Annotated in this window: 14 protein-coding genes; 10 read left to right on the forward strand and 4 right to left on the reverse strand. The window is 64.7% G+C overall.

Annotation, left to right across the window (positions count from 1 at the left end; translation table 11 throughout):
• The first annotated feature begins 23 nt into the window (after nucleotides 1-23).
• From AB0366_RS00710 to AB0366_RS00735, 6 genes are all read left to right on the forward strand, one after another.
• A complete protein-coding gene (locus AB0366_RS00710) occupies nucleotides 24-1,304 on the forward strand; it encodes an APC family permease (RefSeq protein WP_366242951.1) in 1,281 nt (426 codons plus the stop codon).
• Entirely contained in the window at nucleotides 1,301-2,893 is a 1,593-nt protein-coding gene (locus AB0366_RS00715; protein WP_366242321.1) for an NAD(P)/FAD-dependent oxidoreductase, read from the forward strand. The genes AB0366_RS00710 and AB0366_RS00715 overlap by 4 nt, the downstream gene beginning before the upstream one ends.
• Before the next feature lie 156 nt (nucleotides 2,894-3,049).
• Nucleotides 3,050-3,406: an STAS domain-containing protein gene (locus AB0366_RS00720; RefSeq protein WP_121870547.1), complete on the forward strand. Its 357-nt coding sequence runs from the start codon at nucleotides 3,050-3,052 to the stop codon at nucleotides 3,404-3,406.
• A gap of 31 nt (nucleotides 3,407-3,437) precedes the next feature.
• Complete coding sequence (locus tag AB0366_RS00725) at nucleotides 3,438-3,827, forward strand: STAS domain-containing protein (protein ID WP_366242322.1); 390 nt, start codon at nucleotides 3,438-3,440, stop codon at nucleotides 3,825-3,827.
• Between the two features lie 28 nt (nucleotides 3,828-3,855).
• Nucleotides 3,856-4,305, forward strand: a complete 450-nt coding sequence (locus AB0366_RS00730; RefSeq protein WP_121870549.1) for an ATP-binding protein — start codon at nucleotides 3,856-3,858, stop codon at nucleotides 4,303-4,305.
• 15 nt (nucleotides 4,306-4,320) lie between these two features.
• Nucleotides 4,321-5,580 carry a PP2C family protein-serine/threonine phosphatase gene (locus tag AB0366_RS00735; protein ID WP_121870550.1) on the forward strand — a complete coding sequence of 420 codons (1,260 nt, stop codon included), beginning with the start codon at nucleotides 4,321-4,323 and terminating at the stop codon, nucleotides 5,578-5,580.
• Between the two features lie 22 nt (nucleotides 5,581-5,602).
• On the opposite strand, the gene AB0366_RS00740 is transcribed toward AB0366_RS00735, so the two are convergent.
• Nucleotides 5,603-6,844 carry a TetR/AcrR family transcriptional regulator gene (locus AB0366_RS00740; RefSeq protein ID WP_366242323.1) on the reverse strand — a complete coding sequence of 414 codons (1,242 nt, stop codon included), beginning with the start codon at nucleotides 6,842-6,844 and terminating at the stop codon, nucleotides 5,603-5,605.
• Between the two features lie 225 nt (nucleotides 6,845-7,069).
• Between AB0366_RS00740 and AB0366_RS00745 the strand changes: the two genes are divergently transcribed.
• The 3 genes from AB0366_RS00745 (at nucleotide 7,070) to AB0366_RS00755 (ending at nucleotide 10,001) form a co-directional block, all read left to right on the forward strand.
• Nucleotides 7,070-7,447: a LuxR C-terminal-related transcriptional regulator gene (locus AB0366_RS00745; RefSeq protein ID WP_237669125.1), complete on the forward strand. Its 378-nt coding sequence runs from the start codon at nucleotides 7,070-7,072 to the stop codon at nucleotides 7,445-7,447.
• A 77-nt stretch (nucleotides 7,448-7,524) separates the two neighbouring features.
• Complete coding sequence (locus AB0366_RS00750) at nucleotides 7,525-9,240, forward strand: hypothetical protein (RefSeq protein WP_366242324.1); 1,716 nt, start codon at nucleotides 7,525-7,527, stop codon at nucleotides 9,238-9,240.
• Complete coding sequence (locus tag AB0366_RS00755; RefSeq protein WP_366242325.1) at nucleotides 9,237-10,001, forward strand: alpha/beta hydrolase; 765 nt, start codon at nucleotides 9,237-9,239, stop codon at nucleotides 9,999-10,001. Before AB0366_RS00750 ends, AB0366_RS00755 begins: the two co-directional genes overlap by 4 nt.
• Nucleotides 10,002-10,009: 8 nt before the next feature.
• Here the strand turns inward: AB0366_RS00755 and AB0366_RS00760 are convergent, their stop codons facing one another.
• Nucleotides 10,010-10,939 carry an MBL fold metallo-hydrolase gene (locus tag AB0366_RS00760; RefSeq protein WP_366242326.1) on the reverse strand — a complete coding sequence of 310 codons (930 nt, stop codon included), beginning with the start codon at nucleotides 10,937-10,939 and terminating at the stop codon, nucleotides 10,010-10,012.
• A gap of 2 nt (nucleotides 10,940-10,941) precedes the next feature.
• Nucleotides 10,942-12,606 (reverse strand): FAD-binding dehydrogenase, encoded by a 1,665-nt coding sequence (locus AB0366_RS00765; protein WP_366242327.1) that lies wholly within the window; start codon nucleotides 12,604-12,606, stop codon nucleotides 10,942-10,944.
• A 128-nt stretch (nucleotides 12,607-12,734) separates the two neighbouring features.
• On the opposite strand from AB0366_RS00765, the gene AB0366_RS00770 reads away from it, so the two are divergent.
• Nucleotides 12,735-13,937, forward strand: a complete 1,203-nt coding sequence (locus AB0366_RS00770; RefSeq protein WP_366242328.1) for a helix-turn-helix domain-containing protein — start codon at nucleotides 12,735-12,737, stop codon at nucleotides 13,935-13,937.
• 106 nt (nucleotides 13,938-14,043) lie between these two features.
• Here the strand turns inward: AB0366_RS00770 and AB0366_RS00775 are convergent, their stop codons facing one another.
• Nucleotides 14,044-14,943 (reverse strand): 3-hydroxyacyl-CoA dehydrogenase, encoded by a 900-nt coding sequence (locus AB0366_RS00775; protein WP_366242952.1) that lies wholly within the window; start codon nucleotides 14,941-14,943, stop codon nucleotides 14,044-14,046.
• Nucleotides 14,944-14,949: the final 6 nt, after the last annotated feature.

Genomic DNA, 14,949 nt, shown 5'->3' on the forward strand with positions numbered 1-14,949 from the left:
TGCAACAGGCAGTCTCGGGGAAGATGCTGTTCGTGTTCATTCTCGGCGACGTGCTCGGCGCCGGAATCTATGCTCTCGTCGGCGAGATCGCGGGTGAGGTCGGCGGAGCGATCTGGCTACCCATGCTCGTCGCGCTGCTGATGGCGCTGCTGACCGCTGCGTCGTATGCGGAACTCGTCACCAAGTACCCACGAGCAGGTGGCGCGGCCGTGTTCGCGCAGCGCGCGTACGGGCGCCCGCTCGTGTCGTTTCTGGTGGGGTTCTCAATGCTCGCCGCAGGTGTCACCAGCGCCGCAGGCTTGGCGCTCGCCTTCTCGGGCGACTACCTGGGTGTGTTCCTCGACGTGCCTGCCGTGCCGGCCGCGGTTGTCTTCCTGCTTCTGGTCGGGCTGCTCAACGCCCGCGGGATCACCGAATCGTTGCGGGCGAATCTCGCCATGACGATCGTCGAGGTATCGGGTCTGGTGCTGATCGTCGCCCTCGCCGGTCTCGTCCTGAGCCGGGGCGACGGCACGCCGTCCAGGGTCCTCGAATTCACCGACGAGACAACTCCGACGCTCGCAGTGCTCGGCGCGGCTCTGCTCGCGTTCTATTCGTTCGTGGGATTCGAAACGTCGGCGAACATCGCCGAAGAAGTCGAGGATGTGCGACGGGTCTATCCGCGAGCACTTCTCGGCGCTGTCACCGCGGCCGGGGTGGTCTACGTGCTCGTCGGTCTCGCAGTGTCCACCGTCGTGCCCGCCGACACCCTGGCGCAATCGACCGGTCCACTGCTCGAGGTCGTCGCCGCTGCCGATGCGGGTATTGCGCCCTGGGTCTTCAGCCTCGTCGCACTCGTAGCCGTGGCCAACGGCGCACTGCTGACCATGATCATGGCGTCGCGACTGACCTTCGGCATGGCGCGTGACGGTCTGCTTCCCGGCGCATTGGCCAAGGTTCTGCCGGGGCGCAAGACTCCGTGGGCGGCGATCGTCGCCACCACGGTCGTCGCGATGGTGTTGTGCAGCACCGGTTCCGTCGCTGCGCTTGCGGAGACCGTGGTGCTACTCCTGCTGTTCGTCTTCATCAGCACCAATGTCGCGGTGCTGGTACTTCGCAGCGATCGGGCCGACTCCGGTCATTTCCGGACACCGACAGCACTCCCCGTCCTGGCATTGATCACGTGCGCAGTTCTACTGACCCAACAGTCCGCGGCAACGTGGCTGCGCGCCGGATTGCTCCTCGCTGTGGGAGTAGCGCTGTACTTCGTCGGTAACCTGCTGACCAGCAAGACCGATACCGACCAGAGGAGTGCAGTCTCATGACCACCACCGAGGTCGACGCGATCGTGATCGGCAGTGGCCACAACGGCTTGGTCGCGGCGGCAGCGATGGCCGACGCCGGCTGGGACGTCGTGGTTCTCGAGGCCGCCGAACATCCCGGCGGCGCTGTGCGCAGCGCCGAGCTCGTGTCCGGTTTCACCAGCGACCTCTTCAGCGCCTTCTACCCGCTGGCTCTCGCCTCGCCTGCCATGACGGCACTCGAGCTGGAAAGCCACGGGCTGCAGTGGTCGCACTCCCCCGCGGTGTACGGCCATGCGCGGTCACCGCAAGACACCGACGCGCCGGTCGTTCACCACGACGTCGAGACCACCGCTGCGCGGCTGTCGGAACACGACGCGCGAGACGGCCGAACCTGGCTGCGGCTCTTCGAGCAGTGGGAGCGCATTCGCGAGCCCTTCATGAATTCGTTGTTCGGACCGTTTCCACCCGTCGTCCCGGCGGCCCGACTCGTACACACCTTGGGGGTGCCCGAGACACTGCGCTTCGCGCGATTCGCTGCCCTCCCCGCCCGGGTGATGGCTCACGAGCTCTTCCACAGCGAGGCAGCTCGCTGCCTGTTGCTGGGCAACGCCATGCACGGTGACGTCCCGACCGATGCCCCGGTGAGCGGCATGATGGGCTGGCTGCTCACGATGCTGGCCCAGGACGTCGGGTTTCCGACCCCCGTGGGCGGATCGTCTGCGCTGACGACCGCGCTGATTCGCCGTGGTGCCGCGTCGGGTGCGGTGCTCGAGTGCGGTCAGGCGGTCGAGCACATCGAGGTGCGCGGCGGCCGCGCTCGTGACGTGCACACCGCGGCCGGAGACACGTTTCGGGCGCGCAGGGCGATCATTGCCGACGTGTCCGCGCCGGCCCTGTACGGTTCACTACTTCCGTTCGACGCCGTACCTCGCCGAGTGCACGAGGACTTGCGCACCTTCGAATGGGACACCCCGGTGGTCAAGGTGAACTACGCGCTCGATCGCCGAATACCTTGGAACTCACCGTCTTTGGCCGATGCCGGCACCGTCCATCTCGGTGCGGACGACAACGGCCTCGTGCACTGGGCGGCAGATCTCACCACCGGAGTTCTTCCTCGGAGCCCGTTCATGCTGTTCGGCCAGATGACCACCGCCGATCGGAGCAGGTCACCGGAGGGCACCGAAAGCGCCTGGGCCTACACACATCTGCCGAGGGGCGTCGTCGACGACGCGGCCGCCGACACCGTGGCGGATCGGGTGGACGACGTCCTCGAGGCCCACGCACCGGGTTTTCTCGATTCGGTCGTCGGGCGGGTCGTGCAACGACCGAGCGATCTGTACGGTGCCGACGCCAATCTGCACGGTGGTGCGGTGAACGGCGGAACCGCGCAGCTGCAGCAGCAGTTGATATTTCGACCGACGCCGGGACTGGGGCGGTCGGAAACGCCGGTGGAGGGGCTGTTCCTGGGTTCGGCATCGGCGCATCCGGGTGGCGGAGTGCACGGAGCAGCCGGCCTCAATGCTGCCCGGGCAGCGCTGGGCCAGCGAGGCGTGCGTGGCTGGATGAAGAAGAAGATCACCGGTTCACTCATCGACGTGCTGGCCCGGTAGCGCCGTTATCGAAACGAGATATTTCGTTACTCGTTCGAGATATGGGGCGAAGCCTTCTGCAATTGCGCACTGACATCGTTGAAAGCACAACAACTCAGCATCGGCACCGGGCGGGCAAACCGACCGGGACGAGCGCTTCGGGGAAGAGGTAACGACATGTTGACCAGCACCGCAACCATGGAACGCTCCATTCGCGACGACGAGGGCGTGTTCCGAGTCGAGACCGTCGTGCGACCGGACGGCCACAACACACTGCGCGCGTCGGGCGAACTCGACATGTCCACCCGGGCCGAATTCGTGCACAGCCTCGACCGCCTGGCCGCTACGTCCGATCGGGTCTCGGTCGATCTGTCGGAGGTGTCGTTCATGTACTCCGGCGTCGCCAATGCGATCATCGACGCCACCTACGTACATCCGGGGAAAATCGCCGTGCTCGCACCTGCCCGATCGGTCCGCATGGTCCTGGAAGTACTGGGCGCAGGCGACCTGTTCGTCGACACGTTTCGGTCGTGAATCCGACTCGACAACAGGTAACGTCGGGCATATGCCAGACGAGCCGACCGGAGCCCCCTTCGAGATCGTGGCGGCAGCCCACGACGCGACGCAGGTGCTCACCGTTCGAGGCGAACTCGACCTCGACACCATCCCGGAACTGTCGGCCGTAGCGTTTCCCGCTGCCGACACCGCTCGAGGTGGACTCGTGGTGGACCTGACGGACGTCAGCTTCCTGTCGTCGAGCGCGATAACGGTGCTGGTGCGAGTGTGCGATCGACTCCCCGACGCCTCGCGAATGGCGCTGGTGGCGGTCGACGGAGTCGTGGTTCGGCCTGTGCAGCTCAGCGGAATCGATCGGGTGATGGCGACTTTCACAACCCTGCCGGACGCGGTGGCCCACGTTCGGTCGGCAGCTCTCGACACGGAGGTCGACCGATGACCGGCCGGTACCGATTCGGACTCCTGTCATGACCGAGAGTGGCCGAACACCGTTTCCCCTGCGCTGGAGCCACACCGCTCCGGCCGAGCCCGCCGTGGCTACTGCCATCCGGCGCCGATTGCACCATTGGACCCTCGAGCTCGGTGTCAGCAACGGTCTGGTGGACGACATCGTCCTCGGTGTCTACGAGGCACTGGCGAACGTCGTCGAACACGCGTATCGATCGGTGCCCGAGCCCGGGACGATGACGATCACCGCCGCCTACGAACACCGGACACTGACAGTGACGATCTCCGACACCGGGACGTGGCGTCCACCGACGCCGACGACCAATCGCAGCCACGGTCTGCACCTCGCAGCCGCGGTGGCCGACGACCTCCTCGTCGACCACCGACCGGGTTTCGGCACCGTGGTGACTGCTGTGTGGACCGATCCGGTCACAGCCGACCGCTCGAGATCCGCCACCCGCTCGTCATGACCGAAGGGAGTCCCCATGTCTGCCACGGCTGCTGATCTACTCGACACCGCACCGTGCGGGGTGTTCTCGGTCGACGTCGCCACTTCCCGAATCCTGTATGCCAACGCGGCCGCCGCTCGGATCACCGCGCGCAGCCGCGAGGCGCTCGTCGGGACGACCGTCACCGACCTGTTCACGATCGAGTTCGAGCCGATGCTGACGGCCCTGATGGATGTCGCGTCGACATCGGGATCGGACTCGCCGATCGGAGCGACCGCGAAGTTGACCGTCGCGCCCGATCGACGTGCCGCGATAGCCGTATCGATACTGGCCAACAGTCTGCGCACGCCCACGGGGGCCGTGACGGTGACGATGACGCTGCACAACGAGACCGAACGCCATGTGCGTGAGAAAGATCTGATCGACGCCCGCGACAATGCCGAGGCCGCCCAGGACAACGCCGAGGCCGCTCTGGACAGATCACAGGACGCATTGGGTGCTTCGGAGGAAGCACGCAAGCAGGCCGAGGCGGAGAAAACGCAGGTGCAGATTCTGGCGTCGACGCTGCAACGCACTCTGCTGCCGCCGATACTGTCCGCTCCGACGGGCATGAACGTGGCAGCCCACTATCACCCCGCGTCCATCGACGAGGTCGGTGGCGACTTCTACGACGTGTTCCCCCTCGACAAGCAGACGTGGGGATTCTTCCTCGGCGACGTGAGCGGTAAGGGTGCCGGAGCCGCCGCGGTGACCTCACTGACCCGGTACACCCTGCGCGCCGCAGCAGTGTTCGACCGCAACCCGATCTCGGTGCTCGAAAACCTCAATACCGTTCTGCACCACGAGTTTCACGGCGACGACCCACGTTTCTGCACGGTGGTGTTCGGCACCATCACTCCGGGACCGGACGGCGCCGAGATACACCTCGCCAGCGGCGGACATCCCCCGGCACTGCGCATCACTCGCGACGCCGTCGTGGACTTCGTCGACACCACCGGTGGCCAGTTGGTCGGAGCGTTGGCCGAGCCGCACTTCGCATCGGCATCGGTGACCCTGCGACCCGGCGACGTCATGGCCTTCTACACCGACGGATTGACCGAAGCAATAGTCGGCCCCGGACGCACACGCTTCGACGACGACGGTGGCCTCGAATCCTTCGCTGCCAGAAAGGGTCCGACGACGGCACCGAAGATCGTCGACGACCTCACGGCTCTGCTGGCCTCCTTCGGGGACGGCCTGCAGGACGACGTTGCACTGCTCGCCTTCGAGGTACCCCGGGCCGACGCCGACTCGTAGCTGTCCGGGCCCGCGGGTCCGCTCAACGTGCGCGTATCCCTGACAGAAACACCCGCAGGACGTAGTCGGAGACTTCTTCCGGGCCTTCCTCCGACCGCGAGACGGATCTGATCACCACGTTGTTGGCGAGTATCGTCGCAAGTTCGCTCGCCGACGCCTCGGTACCGAAGTCGCCTCGACGCTGGCCACGTTCGAGGATCGGGGTGAGCGCCGAGGGCAGTGGGAGTTGCTCCCGAACGGTGGTGACGGTGCTCGGCTCGTGAAACTGCTCGAAGCTCAGGGCCAGCAACATCCCCGAGCTCATCGACCGGTTGCGCGCCACGAACTCCGCAAGCCGATTGACCGAACGCTCCAGGGCAGCAATGGGTTCCACCTCCAGTCGGGCATCCGCCCGACCCAGCCGGAGGACGCGTTCGAACTCGGGCGTCAGTGCGGCAACGATGATGTCGACTTTGCTCGGGAACAGGCGTTTGAGATCGGCAACAGTGAGCGAGGAGGCAGTTGCGATGTCGGCGAGGGTGACCGAGAAATATCCGTGTGCCGCGAACAACGTCTCGGTCGCCGCGATGACATCGGATTCGATGTCGGCCCTCGCATGATCGAGACCCTCGAGAGAAGCAGGCGCGACCGCCGGTCCCGCGATGCGTTCACGACGATCCGAGTGAACCGGGTCCACTGCCCAATCCAGCAGCGATTCGACGGCCGCGGACGCCCGAGACGTGGGTACCGTTCCCGGCGTGATGGTTTCACGGAAGGCGAGCCCGTCGAGCAGAGCGACGATGACCATGGACAGTCCGGTCACTGTGAGCGGCGTTCTCACCGAACCACCGAGCGCACGGAGCTTGTGGCGGACGGCGTCCTCGACGGCGGCGTCCATGGCTGCGAATTCGGGTGCCAACGACGATCGCGCTCCGGCATGGTCGGAGGCGATCATCGCGCCGATCATTCTCCTGCGCAGCAGACCGGAGGTCAGTTGTTCGAAGTAGGACGCGAGATCCGACGAGGGATGCTCTGCGTCGCCGGGTCTCGTGTATCGCAGGGTCACGTGCGCGAGCAGGTCCTCGACGAACGCTTCCTTGCCACCACGCTCCCCGGCACGGGAGGACCCGGGGTACGCGTTGTGAAAGGTCTGATGCGACAGACCGGCTTCTTCCACGAGAGAGGCAATCGACAACGATCTGGCCAGCACCGACATATCGAGATCGGTCAGCAATCGTGAGCCCGCCAGGAGCAGTTCTTCGCGGGGTGTGGATTTCGGACTCAACGACGACCGCCTACGATATTCGATCCGGTGGACAGTGAACTATAGCAATCGTGTCATGAACCGCTGACTTTACAAGCAAATAAAGCTGGATCGATAAAAGTCTCCAATGCCGTGTTCCGCCTCGAAGCCATTGGTGTTGTTTCATATTTTCTCGCGTGGTCGGATACTCGAAACACCCAAGTCGGACAACGGGGGTCGGATGCAATGCGAGTGACGAGTACAGGTGTGTCGACCACGATTCAGGCTGCGTCCGGTACCGCGATCCACCCGGCGCAGAGGTTCGCGCCGCGCCGCAGTGCATCGACCGTGCGGGCCAGGACCGCCGTGACTTCCGGCACCGACACACCCAGGTCCCAGAAGGAAGCGGCGACATTCGCCGATCCAGGACTCACCGCGCGCGAAATCGCGGTCCTGGATGCGTGGTTGCGCTGCGACTCCAAACAAGAAGTGTGTGCGGTCCTGCACATCGCACTCGGCACGGTCAATACCCACCTGACTCGAATTCGCGCGAAGTACGCCACTGTCGGTCGGGCTGCACCGACCAAAGCGTCGCTCGTGGCCCGTGCACTGCAGGACGGCCTGGTCACCCTCGACGATCTCTGACCCATTGCGGTTCGCCGCGGCGCGGTCCGATGCTAGATTCCCAGACGCACGATGTATTCATGCCGATGGTGGGGGCCATGACAATTCTGGGGGAATTCGCGCGGCGCTCGTTCGTGCGTGGTGCCGTGTGCATATCGTTGGTGGCGTCGACTTCAGCCGTGGTACCTGCTGCAGTGTCTGCTGAGCCTGTGCCGGGCCGCACCGAACGCGAGATCACGTCGTCCTCACCCGTCACCGGGGTCGTCGCGACGGTCGTCGATCTCGACGCCCCGCTTCCCGCGGGTTCTGCGCCGCACCCGGCGGAGTGCGATCGGCTCTCCTATCTGCGATATCGAGCCGCGGACGGCCCCGAGAATTCAGCGGACGCCGACCGAGTGCTCGTGGCACAGCCCGGAGTGTTCGAGGGTGCGGGTGCCTTCGAGTCCGTCGCCCGCAACACTGTCGCCGCGGCGGACGCCGAGGGCAGACACATCGAGTTCTGGGCCCTGGACCGCCGCTCGAACTGCCTAGAGGACCACACCGGAACCCAGGCGGCACTCGCCGCGAACGACCTCGACATCGCCACGGACTACTACTTCGCCGGGGGAACCGTCCACGGCCGCACGTTCGCCGGATACGCCGACGGCGCGGGCACCGCGTGGCTCGAGGACCAGGGCCTGGTGCAGACCATGCGCGACCAGTACGACGTGCTGCGTCTCGAATTCCCCGACCAGAAAATCCGTAAGCAGAAGGTATTGTGCGGTGGCCATTCCCTCGGTGGGTTCCTGACCGGTTACTTCGCGAACTGGGATTTCGACGGCAACCCGGCAACCACCGACGATGCCGGATACAACCAGTGCTCCGGGTACTTCGCACTCGACACCGTGATCAAGGCCGGTCCGCCGAACCCCATCAGAAACCTCGACCTTCCGGAAGTTCCGCCGGCGCTCGCCGGCCCCGTCGAGGCCGCGTCGGGTGCGTTGACCGACGTGTACCCGGTGACGCGATTGCCCGCCGTCATCAATCCGGAAACGACGAATCTGCTTGCGATAGCGGGACTTGCCGCTCGATTGGACCCGACTGGAGTCAACGACGTCGTCGACCGACTGCCGCGCAGCCTCAACTTCGATGCGACATTGCGAACCTTGCTGTCCAAGGACCCCATCATGGCCGCGACCGGACTCCCCGACATCAGGACGCTGTACGCCACCAACGAAGCCGTTGTCGGCGCGTTGCTCGACGACAATTCTCAGCCACTCGGTTTTCTGCAGACCAGCGTCGGCTTCATCGGCAACGGGCCCGTACAGGACAAATACTTCCCGATGCCGAACGAGGTGATCGCGACGATTCCGTTCCTGGGTCAGGTCTTCGGCAGCGACCGCAAAGCAGCACCGACGAGTTACGGGGACCCATCCGTCGTCTACACCTGGCAGGACTACGACGAGATGACCCCGAACTCGTACACCGACCCATCGAAGGAAGTCAGCTCCATCTCGCAGATCGTGCGGAGTCTGAGCGAACCGCCTTTGGACTTCACCGAGTGGTACTTCCCGACGGCCATCAACACCGATCTCGGTCAACCGACCGCGCCGTCGATCGCCGCTCACTACCTCTACCGAGACGGCGTCACCCGCAACCCGGTGCTGACGCTGCAGGGCGACGGCGGGCTCGACCTCGGTGCGTCGGACAGCCCGAGCGACGTTCCCGTCAAGCTCCGCGGATACAACCACCTCGACGTGTTGACGGCTGCTCAGAAGCAGAACGACGCCCTCCCGGAACAGGTTTCGACTCGACTGGCAGAGTTCAGCCGATGACCGACAGACCTGCGCTTATGCTGTTGCACGGCGTCACCATGTCTGCAGCAGCATGGGACGATGTCGTACCGCTGCTCGCCGAGCGTTTCGACCTCATCGTTCCCACTGCAGCCGGCCATCGCGGAGGTCCTACGCTCGCAGCCGGGGCGACAATCGCTGCCGTCACCGATACCGCGGAACGCGAACTCGACGAGCGCGGCCTCGACGCAGTCCACATCGCTGGAAACTCGATGGGCGGATGGATGGCCGTCGAACTTGCTCGACGGGGTCGGGCGCGGTCGGTCTGCGCATTCTCACCGGCCGGGTTGTGGGAGAAGAACGAGAAGCCCGGTGCCAGCCGAGCCACGCTGATCCGCACCAAGAAGCTGGCCGACGCGACCCGCCATCTCGCTCCGCCGCTGATGAAGTTCGACTTGGGCCGGCGAATTGCCATGCGCGACATCGCGGTCCACGGAGATCGAATGACGAGGCAGCAAGCTGTCCGATCGTTCCAGGACCTCGTCGGGTGCGAGGCGGCGTACGAACTGCTCGACACTCGCGAGAACATGGAACCGCTCCTCGAACTTCCGTGTCCGGTGACCGTCGCGTGGGCTGCCCACGATCGCATCTTTCCGCCGGCCGAGTTCGTTCCCGTCGCTCGGCAACGGCTGCCCGGAGCCCGGTTCGTCGCACTACCCGGCGTCGGTCACGTTCCGATGATCGACGACCCCGAACTGTGCGCACGCACGATCGTCGAGACGATCGAGGACGGCACCGGCTGATCCGTAGGTCAGCCTTGGCCGGCCCATGGGTCGCCGCGTCGCCACAGGGTCGGCAATTCGAGGTCGATGTCGTCTCTTCGCGCGCAGGCGTTCAGCACATCGACGGAGGCAGACATGTCGTCGAAGGCGTACGCGAGCGCCTGCAGTGGTTGGTCCAGGGACCGAAAGAAGTTGTCCCAGTGCGTCAATACCACGCGTCGGGCACCGACCGCCACGGCCGTCTCCTGCCAGTACTGCTCGATGAACGCGCGCGGTCGGCGGCCGAGTTGTCCTATCGAGAGGTAGACCACGTCGGCACGGCGACCGTCGAGCATGCCGGACCGAAACCCGGCGCTGCTGTGCACGAGTGCGGTCCGGCCGCTCGGAACGTGTTCGATGTGCATCGACCATGCCTCGCCGCACCGGTACTCGCGCACCCGAGCCGGCTGGGTCAGTGGCCGCTCGATCGTTCCGTGCGCTCGGTCCGGATACGAGTGAACCGATTCGACGAACGTGACGGCAAAGTTGCCCTGCGTTGTCGTCTCACCGTTCTCGACCACGACGATCCGGTCTTTCGGGAGCCCCGAACCCTGCCCGATGAAACCGGTCGAGGAACCGCCGACCAGAACTGCACCGGTGCGCAGCGCTACCGCCGCCGAGTCGAGTGCGTGATCGTAGTGCGAGTGGGCACACAGCACAGCGTCGAGCGTGGTGATCCCTGCTCTGTGCAGGGCCGCATCGATGCGCCGCGTATCGGAATGAAGCCGCAGCACAAGGGTTTTCGGAAGCGACGGTCGCGAGAAGAAGCCGTCGGTGAGGATCGCCGATCGGCCGTCGTCGAAGAGCACGGTGCTGACACCGAGGAACGACACCGTCACCGGAGACCTGGGACACGCCGACGCAGTGGTGGCGATCTCCGTCGGACCCGGCAGCGCGGGACGACCGATCCTCCTGGCCACCGTTATGCCTGCGCGGCCAGTGCGCGTCCGGCCTGCCGGCCACCGAAGATGCACCCACCCAGAAACGTTCCCTCCAGTGAGCGGTACCCGTGTACACCGCCGCCGCCGAAACCGGCGATCTCACCTGCCGCCCACAGGCCGTCGATCGCGTGTCCGTCGCCGTCCAGGACACGGCCCTGCAGGTCGGTTTGGATGCCGCCCAACGTTTTTCGCGTAATGATGTTCAAACGCACGGCGATCAACGGACCCGACTTGGGATCGAGGATCTTGTGCGGTGAGGCGGTACGCGCGATGCGCTCTCCGCGCGAACGACGCGAGTTGTGGATTGCGGAGATCTGCAGGTCCTTGGTGAACGGGTTGTCGACCTCACGGTCGCGGGCCTCGATCTGCCGCTTCAGATCGGCGAGCTCGATCAGATTTTCGCCGGAGATCCTGTTCATGCCTTGGACGAGTTCGGCGAGCGTGTCCGCGACGACGAAGTCCTCGCCGTTCTTCTTGAACGCCTCGACCGGTTCGCTGGCACCGGGCAACACTCGGCCGAGAACGAGCTTGAGGTTCTTCCCGGTGATGTCCGGATTCTGCTCCGATCCCGAGAGCGCGAACTCCTTCTCGATGATCTTCTGCGTCAGAACGAACCAGGAGTACTCGAATCCACTGTCCTGGATGGCTTTCAAAGTTCCGAGGGTATCGAATCCGGGAAAGTTGGGAACCGGGAACCGTCGACCACGCGCGTCGAACCACATGGACGACGGGCCTGGAATGATTCTGATTCCGTGGTTCTTCCAGATCGGATTCCAGTTCTTGATGCCCTCGGTGTAGTGCCACATGCGGTCCTTGTTGACCAAGCGGCCACCGACTTTCTCGGTGATGCCGAGCATGCGGCCGTCGACATGTTCGGGGACTCCCGAGATCAGGGACTTCGGAGCCGTCCCCAACCGCGCCGGCCAGTTCTCCCGCACCATGTCATGATTGGCCCCGATACCGCCCGCGGTGACGAGCACGGCTCCGGCACGCAACTCGAACTCGCCCACCTCCACGCGCGTACTACCCGAACCTCGTTCCGCGGCACTGGGTTCGAGAACTGCGCCTCGGACTCCCTCGACTGTGCCTGCACTGACGATGAACTCGTCGACGCGGTGCCGAAAACCGAAGCGCACCAATCCTTTGTCGGCGGCCTCACGCACGCGTCGCTCGAACGGCGCGACGACCCCAGGTCCGGTACCCCAGGTCAGGTGGAACCGCGGAACGGAATTCCCGTGTCCCTCGGCGAGGTAACCACCACGTTCGGCCCACCCGACGATGGGTACCCACCGCACGCCCTGCGCGTGCAGCCAGGACCGCTTCTCCCCCGACGCGAAATCGAGGTACGCGCGCGCCCACTGGTGGCCCCAGTAGTCCTCCCCGGCGGGATCGTCGATGCCGCGGTCGAAGGTAGCGGTGCCGAGCCAGTCCTGCCACGCGAGATCCGCGGAATCCTTGATGCCCATGCGTCGCTGTTCCGGGGTGTCGACCATGAACAGACCGCCCAGGGACCAGAACGCTTGACCGCCCAGGTTCTGCTCGGGCTCCTGGTCGAGGAGCAGCACCCGCTTTCCGGCGTCGGCCAGTTCGGCGGTCGCCACCAGTCCGGCCAAGCCTGCACCCACCACGATCACGTCTGCGTCCATTGCCCCACTCTTCTGCTCGACCCGTCTGTCTCCCTCGACTGTGCTGTCGTGAGCACCGTAACTCAAGCAAATCAGCATCGATGATGATTAGGTTTATCAGTCACTGACAAATATGAGACGATGCCGCGATGTACCCAGCCCGGGCAGCGGTGGTCGCCGAGATCGAAAAGGAACTGGTCACTGTGGTGGCGTCGGCAGTACAGGCCGTGCGGGATGCAATCCCGGTCTATCGCACCCTGCACGGTCCGCAGTTGGCCGATGTCGAGGCGATTGCCTACTGGTCGCTTCGTCGCCTGATGACGTTGTGGGCGGGCGGCGATCCGGCTATCGACGAACGTGATCACAGTCGCTTCCGCGCGATCGGTGCGGCTCGCGCAGCCGACGGCCGGCCGTTGGCCGACGTGCTCAGAGCGTACAGAGTTGCGTCGAGCGTGTTCGTTCGGCACGTGGCGACCGAGTACCTCGATGCGCTCGACCCACCGGACATCGCCGATCTGAGCCTGGGCGTGCTCGACGCCATCGACGCGATATCCGAGGAGATCATCGGCGCGTACATCGTTGCGCGCGAACAACTCACGTCCAATCGGGCGCAGGCTCACGCCCTCTTGCTGGACGACTTACTGGCGGGCAGACACAATTCGCCCGGAACCGTGGCCGATCGCGCCCGCGAACTCGACCTCGAACTGCCGAGTCACCCGAATCTGCTGGTGGTGGAGCCGACAGGCGTGGGCCGATCCCTGACCGACGACACTGTCGAATCTCTCGTTCTCGCACTGGGACTCGCGCCACCCGATCGCACCACGCCGTCGACCCAGCGGAGTCACCTCTGCACCCGGCGGGAGCAGCGGGCGATCCTGCTGCTGCCGTCTGCGATCGGTCGCGCCCACGTCGACGTCGCATCCCGGGCGACCGGTGTGCGTGGATGCCTCGTGGAGCGATCGACCATTGCCGGTGTCGGCAGCGCGTGGAGACTGGCTTCGGAGGCTCTGGACACTGCACCGGATCACGCGTTCGAGGACCGTGCCGTGCTCGACACCGGTGACGGGCAGCTGCTGGCACTGTTGACCGCGCGGCCCACCGCGGACACGAGCGAGGTGGTGCGCACCGTTCTCGGCTCGCTCACCGAGGCCGCGAATGCGCACATCCTCGAGGGGCTTTCGGCCTTCATCGCCACCGGCACCGCCACGGCCGCCGCGACACAGTTGCATGTGCACCCGCAGACTCTGCGCTACCGACTGCGCCGAGCCCAGGAACTGACCGGCCGAGATCCGCGATCGGCGTGGCATCGGCTGGCGCTCGACACCGCGATTCAACTGCGGCAACTCGGTTGATCCGGCTCGGCTGAACCCAGTGACCTCGGTGTCCACTATTGGGCATCGGACACGGAAAAAAAGGGGGGCCGACGACAGAGTGCGTGGGCAGCGACGTCAAAGCGATTCAGTTGATGTTCCACGACTCGACAGCATCGAGTCGCTGGCCGTCGGCATCGTATGTGTAGAAGCCCTCTCCGTCCCCGAGGCCTGTCTTTCCCGCGTCGATACCCTTTTGCAGCATATCGGCGAATTTCACTTGATCCTCGCCACCGCTCGCGCGCGCGATGTGAGCTGCGACGTTGAAGCCGACCGTGTCGTATATCTGGAACGGACCGGCGGGTGCCCCGGTGGCTATTCGCCACACGTTGTCGATGTCCGCTGGATTCGCAACCCCGCCGACGTAGAGGTTGGCTCCTGCTTGCAGCAGCGGAATCAAAAGACTGTTCAACACGTATCCCGGAACTTCCTTTCGGACCGGAACGGGAACGAGACCGATCTCCGAAGCGAAGTTCAGTACTGTATCGAAGTAGACGGGATCTGTTGCAGCAGTTGCCATCACCTCACCTGTGTTGTACCGCCACACGAGATTGGCGAAGTGCAATGCAAGAAATTTTTCCGGCCGCCCGGTAGCCTCCGCAAAACTGCTGGGTAGTAGCGACGACGAGTTGGTCACGAAGATGGTTCTCGGCGGGGCGGACGCGCCGATATCCGACCAGACTTTTTTCTTCAGCTCGAGATCCTCCGGAACTGCTTCGATCACCAGGTCGGCGTCCGAAACGGCTTCCGCGACGCTGGTGGTGGTCGTGATGGATTCGATGGCCTCGTCGAATCGCGCCTCGTCGAAAGTCTTCAGGTCACGCTTGTAGTATCCGCGCATCCATTCCCAGCGATCCGGCAGTTTGGCCAATAGCTCGTCTGAAATGTCGTATCCCACAACGGTTTTTCCGTGGTACGCAGCCTGCATCATGATCTGTGAACCGAGCACTCCAGTTCCGAACACGGCTACTTTCTCAACGTCAGTCATGGACGA

Origin of the sequence: Rhodococcus sp. NPDC076796 (assembly GCF_040702765.1) — a bacterium.
In the GTDB taxonomy this organism is placed as follows: domain Bacteria; phylum Actinomycetota; class Actinomycetes; order Mycobacteriales; family Mycobacteriaceae; genus Rhodococcoides.

What these genes read in the sequence shown, in the direction of transcription:
- AB0366_RS00710 (WP_366242951.1), top strand. Translation starts at nt 24, where the DNA reads ATGCTGTTCGTGTTCATTCTCGGCGACGTGCTCGGCGCCGGAATCTAT.
- AB0366_RS00770 (WP_366242328.1), top strand. Translation starts at nt 12,735, where the DNA reads ATGTACCCAGCCCGGGCAGCGGTGGTCGCCGAGATCGAAAAGGAACTG.
- AB0366_RS00725 (WP_366242322.1), top strand. Translation starts at nt 3,438, where the DNA reads ATGCCAGACGAGCCGACCGGAGCCCCCTTCGAGATCGTGGCGGCAGCC.
- AB0366_RS00735 (WP_121870550.1), top strand. Translation starts at nt 4,321, where the DNA reads ATGTCTGCCACGGCTGCTGATCTACTCGACACCGCACCGTGCGGGGTG.
- AB0366_RS00730 (WP_121870549.1), top strand. Translation starts at nt 3,856, where the DNA reads ATGACCGAGAGTGGCCGAACACCGTTTCCCCTGCGCTGGAGCCACACC.
- AB0366_RS00715 (WP_366242321.1), top strand. Translation starts at nt 1,301, where the DNA reads ATGACCACCACCGAGGTCGACGCGATCGTGATCGGCAGTGGCCACAAC.
- AB0366_RS00750 (WP_366242324.1), top strand. Translation starts at nt 7,525, where the DNA reads ATGACAATTCTGGGGGAATTCGCGCGGCGCTCGTTCGTGCGTGGTGCC.
- AB0366_RS00755 (WP_366242325.1), top strand. Translation starts at nt 9,237, where the DNA reads ATGACCGACAGACCTGCGCTTATGCTGTTGCACGGCGTCACCATGTCT.
- AB0366_RS00775 (WP_366242952.1), bottom strand. Translation starts at nt 14,943, where the DNA reads ATGACTGACGTTGAGAAAGTAGCCGTGTTCGGAACTGGAGTGCTCGGT.
- AB0366_RS00765 (WP_366242327.1), bottom strand. Translation starts at nt 12,606, where the DNA reads ATGGACGCAGACGTGATCGTGGTGGGTGCAGGCTTGGCCGGACTGGTG.
- AB0366_RS00720 (WP_121870547.1), top strand. Translation starts at nt 3,050, where the DNA reads ATGTTGACCAGCACCGCAACCATGGAACGCTCCATTCGCGACGACGAG.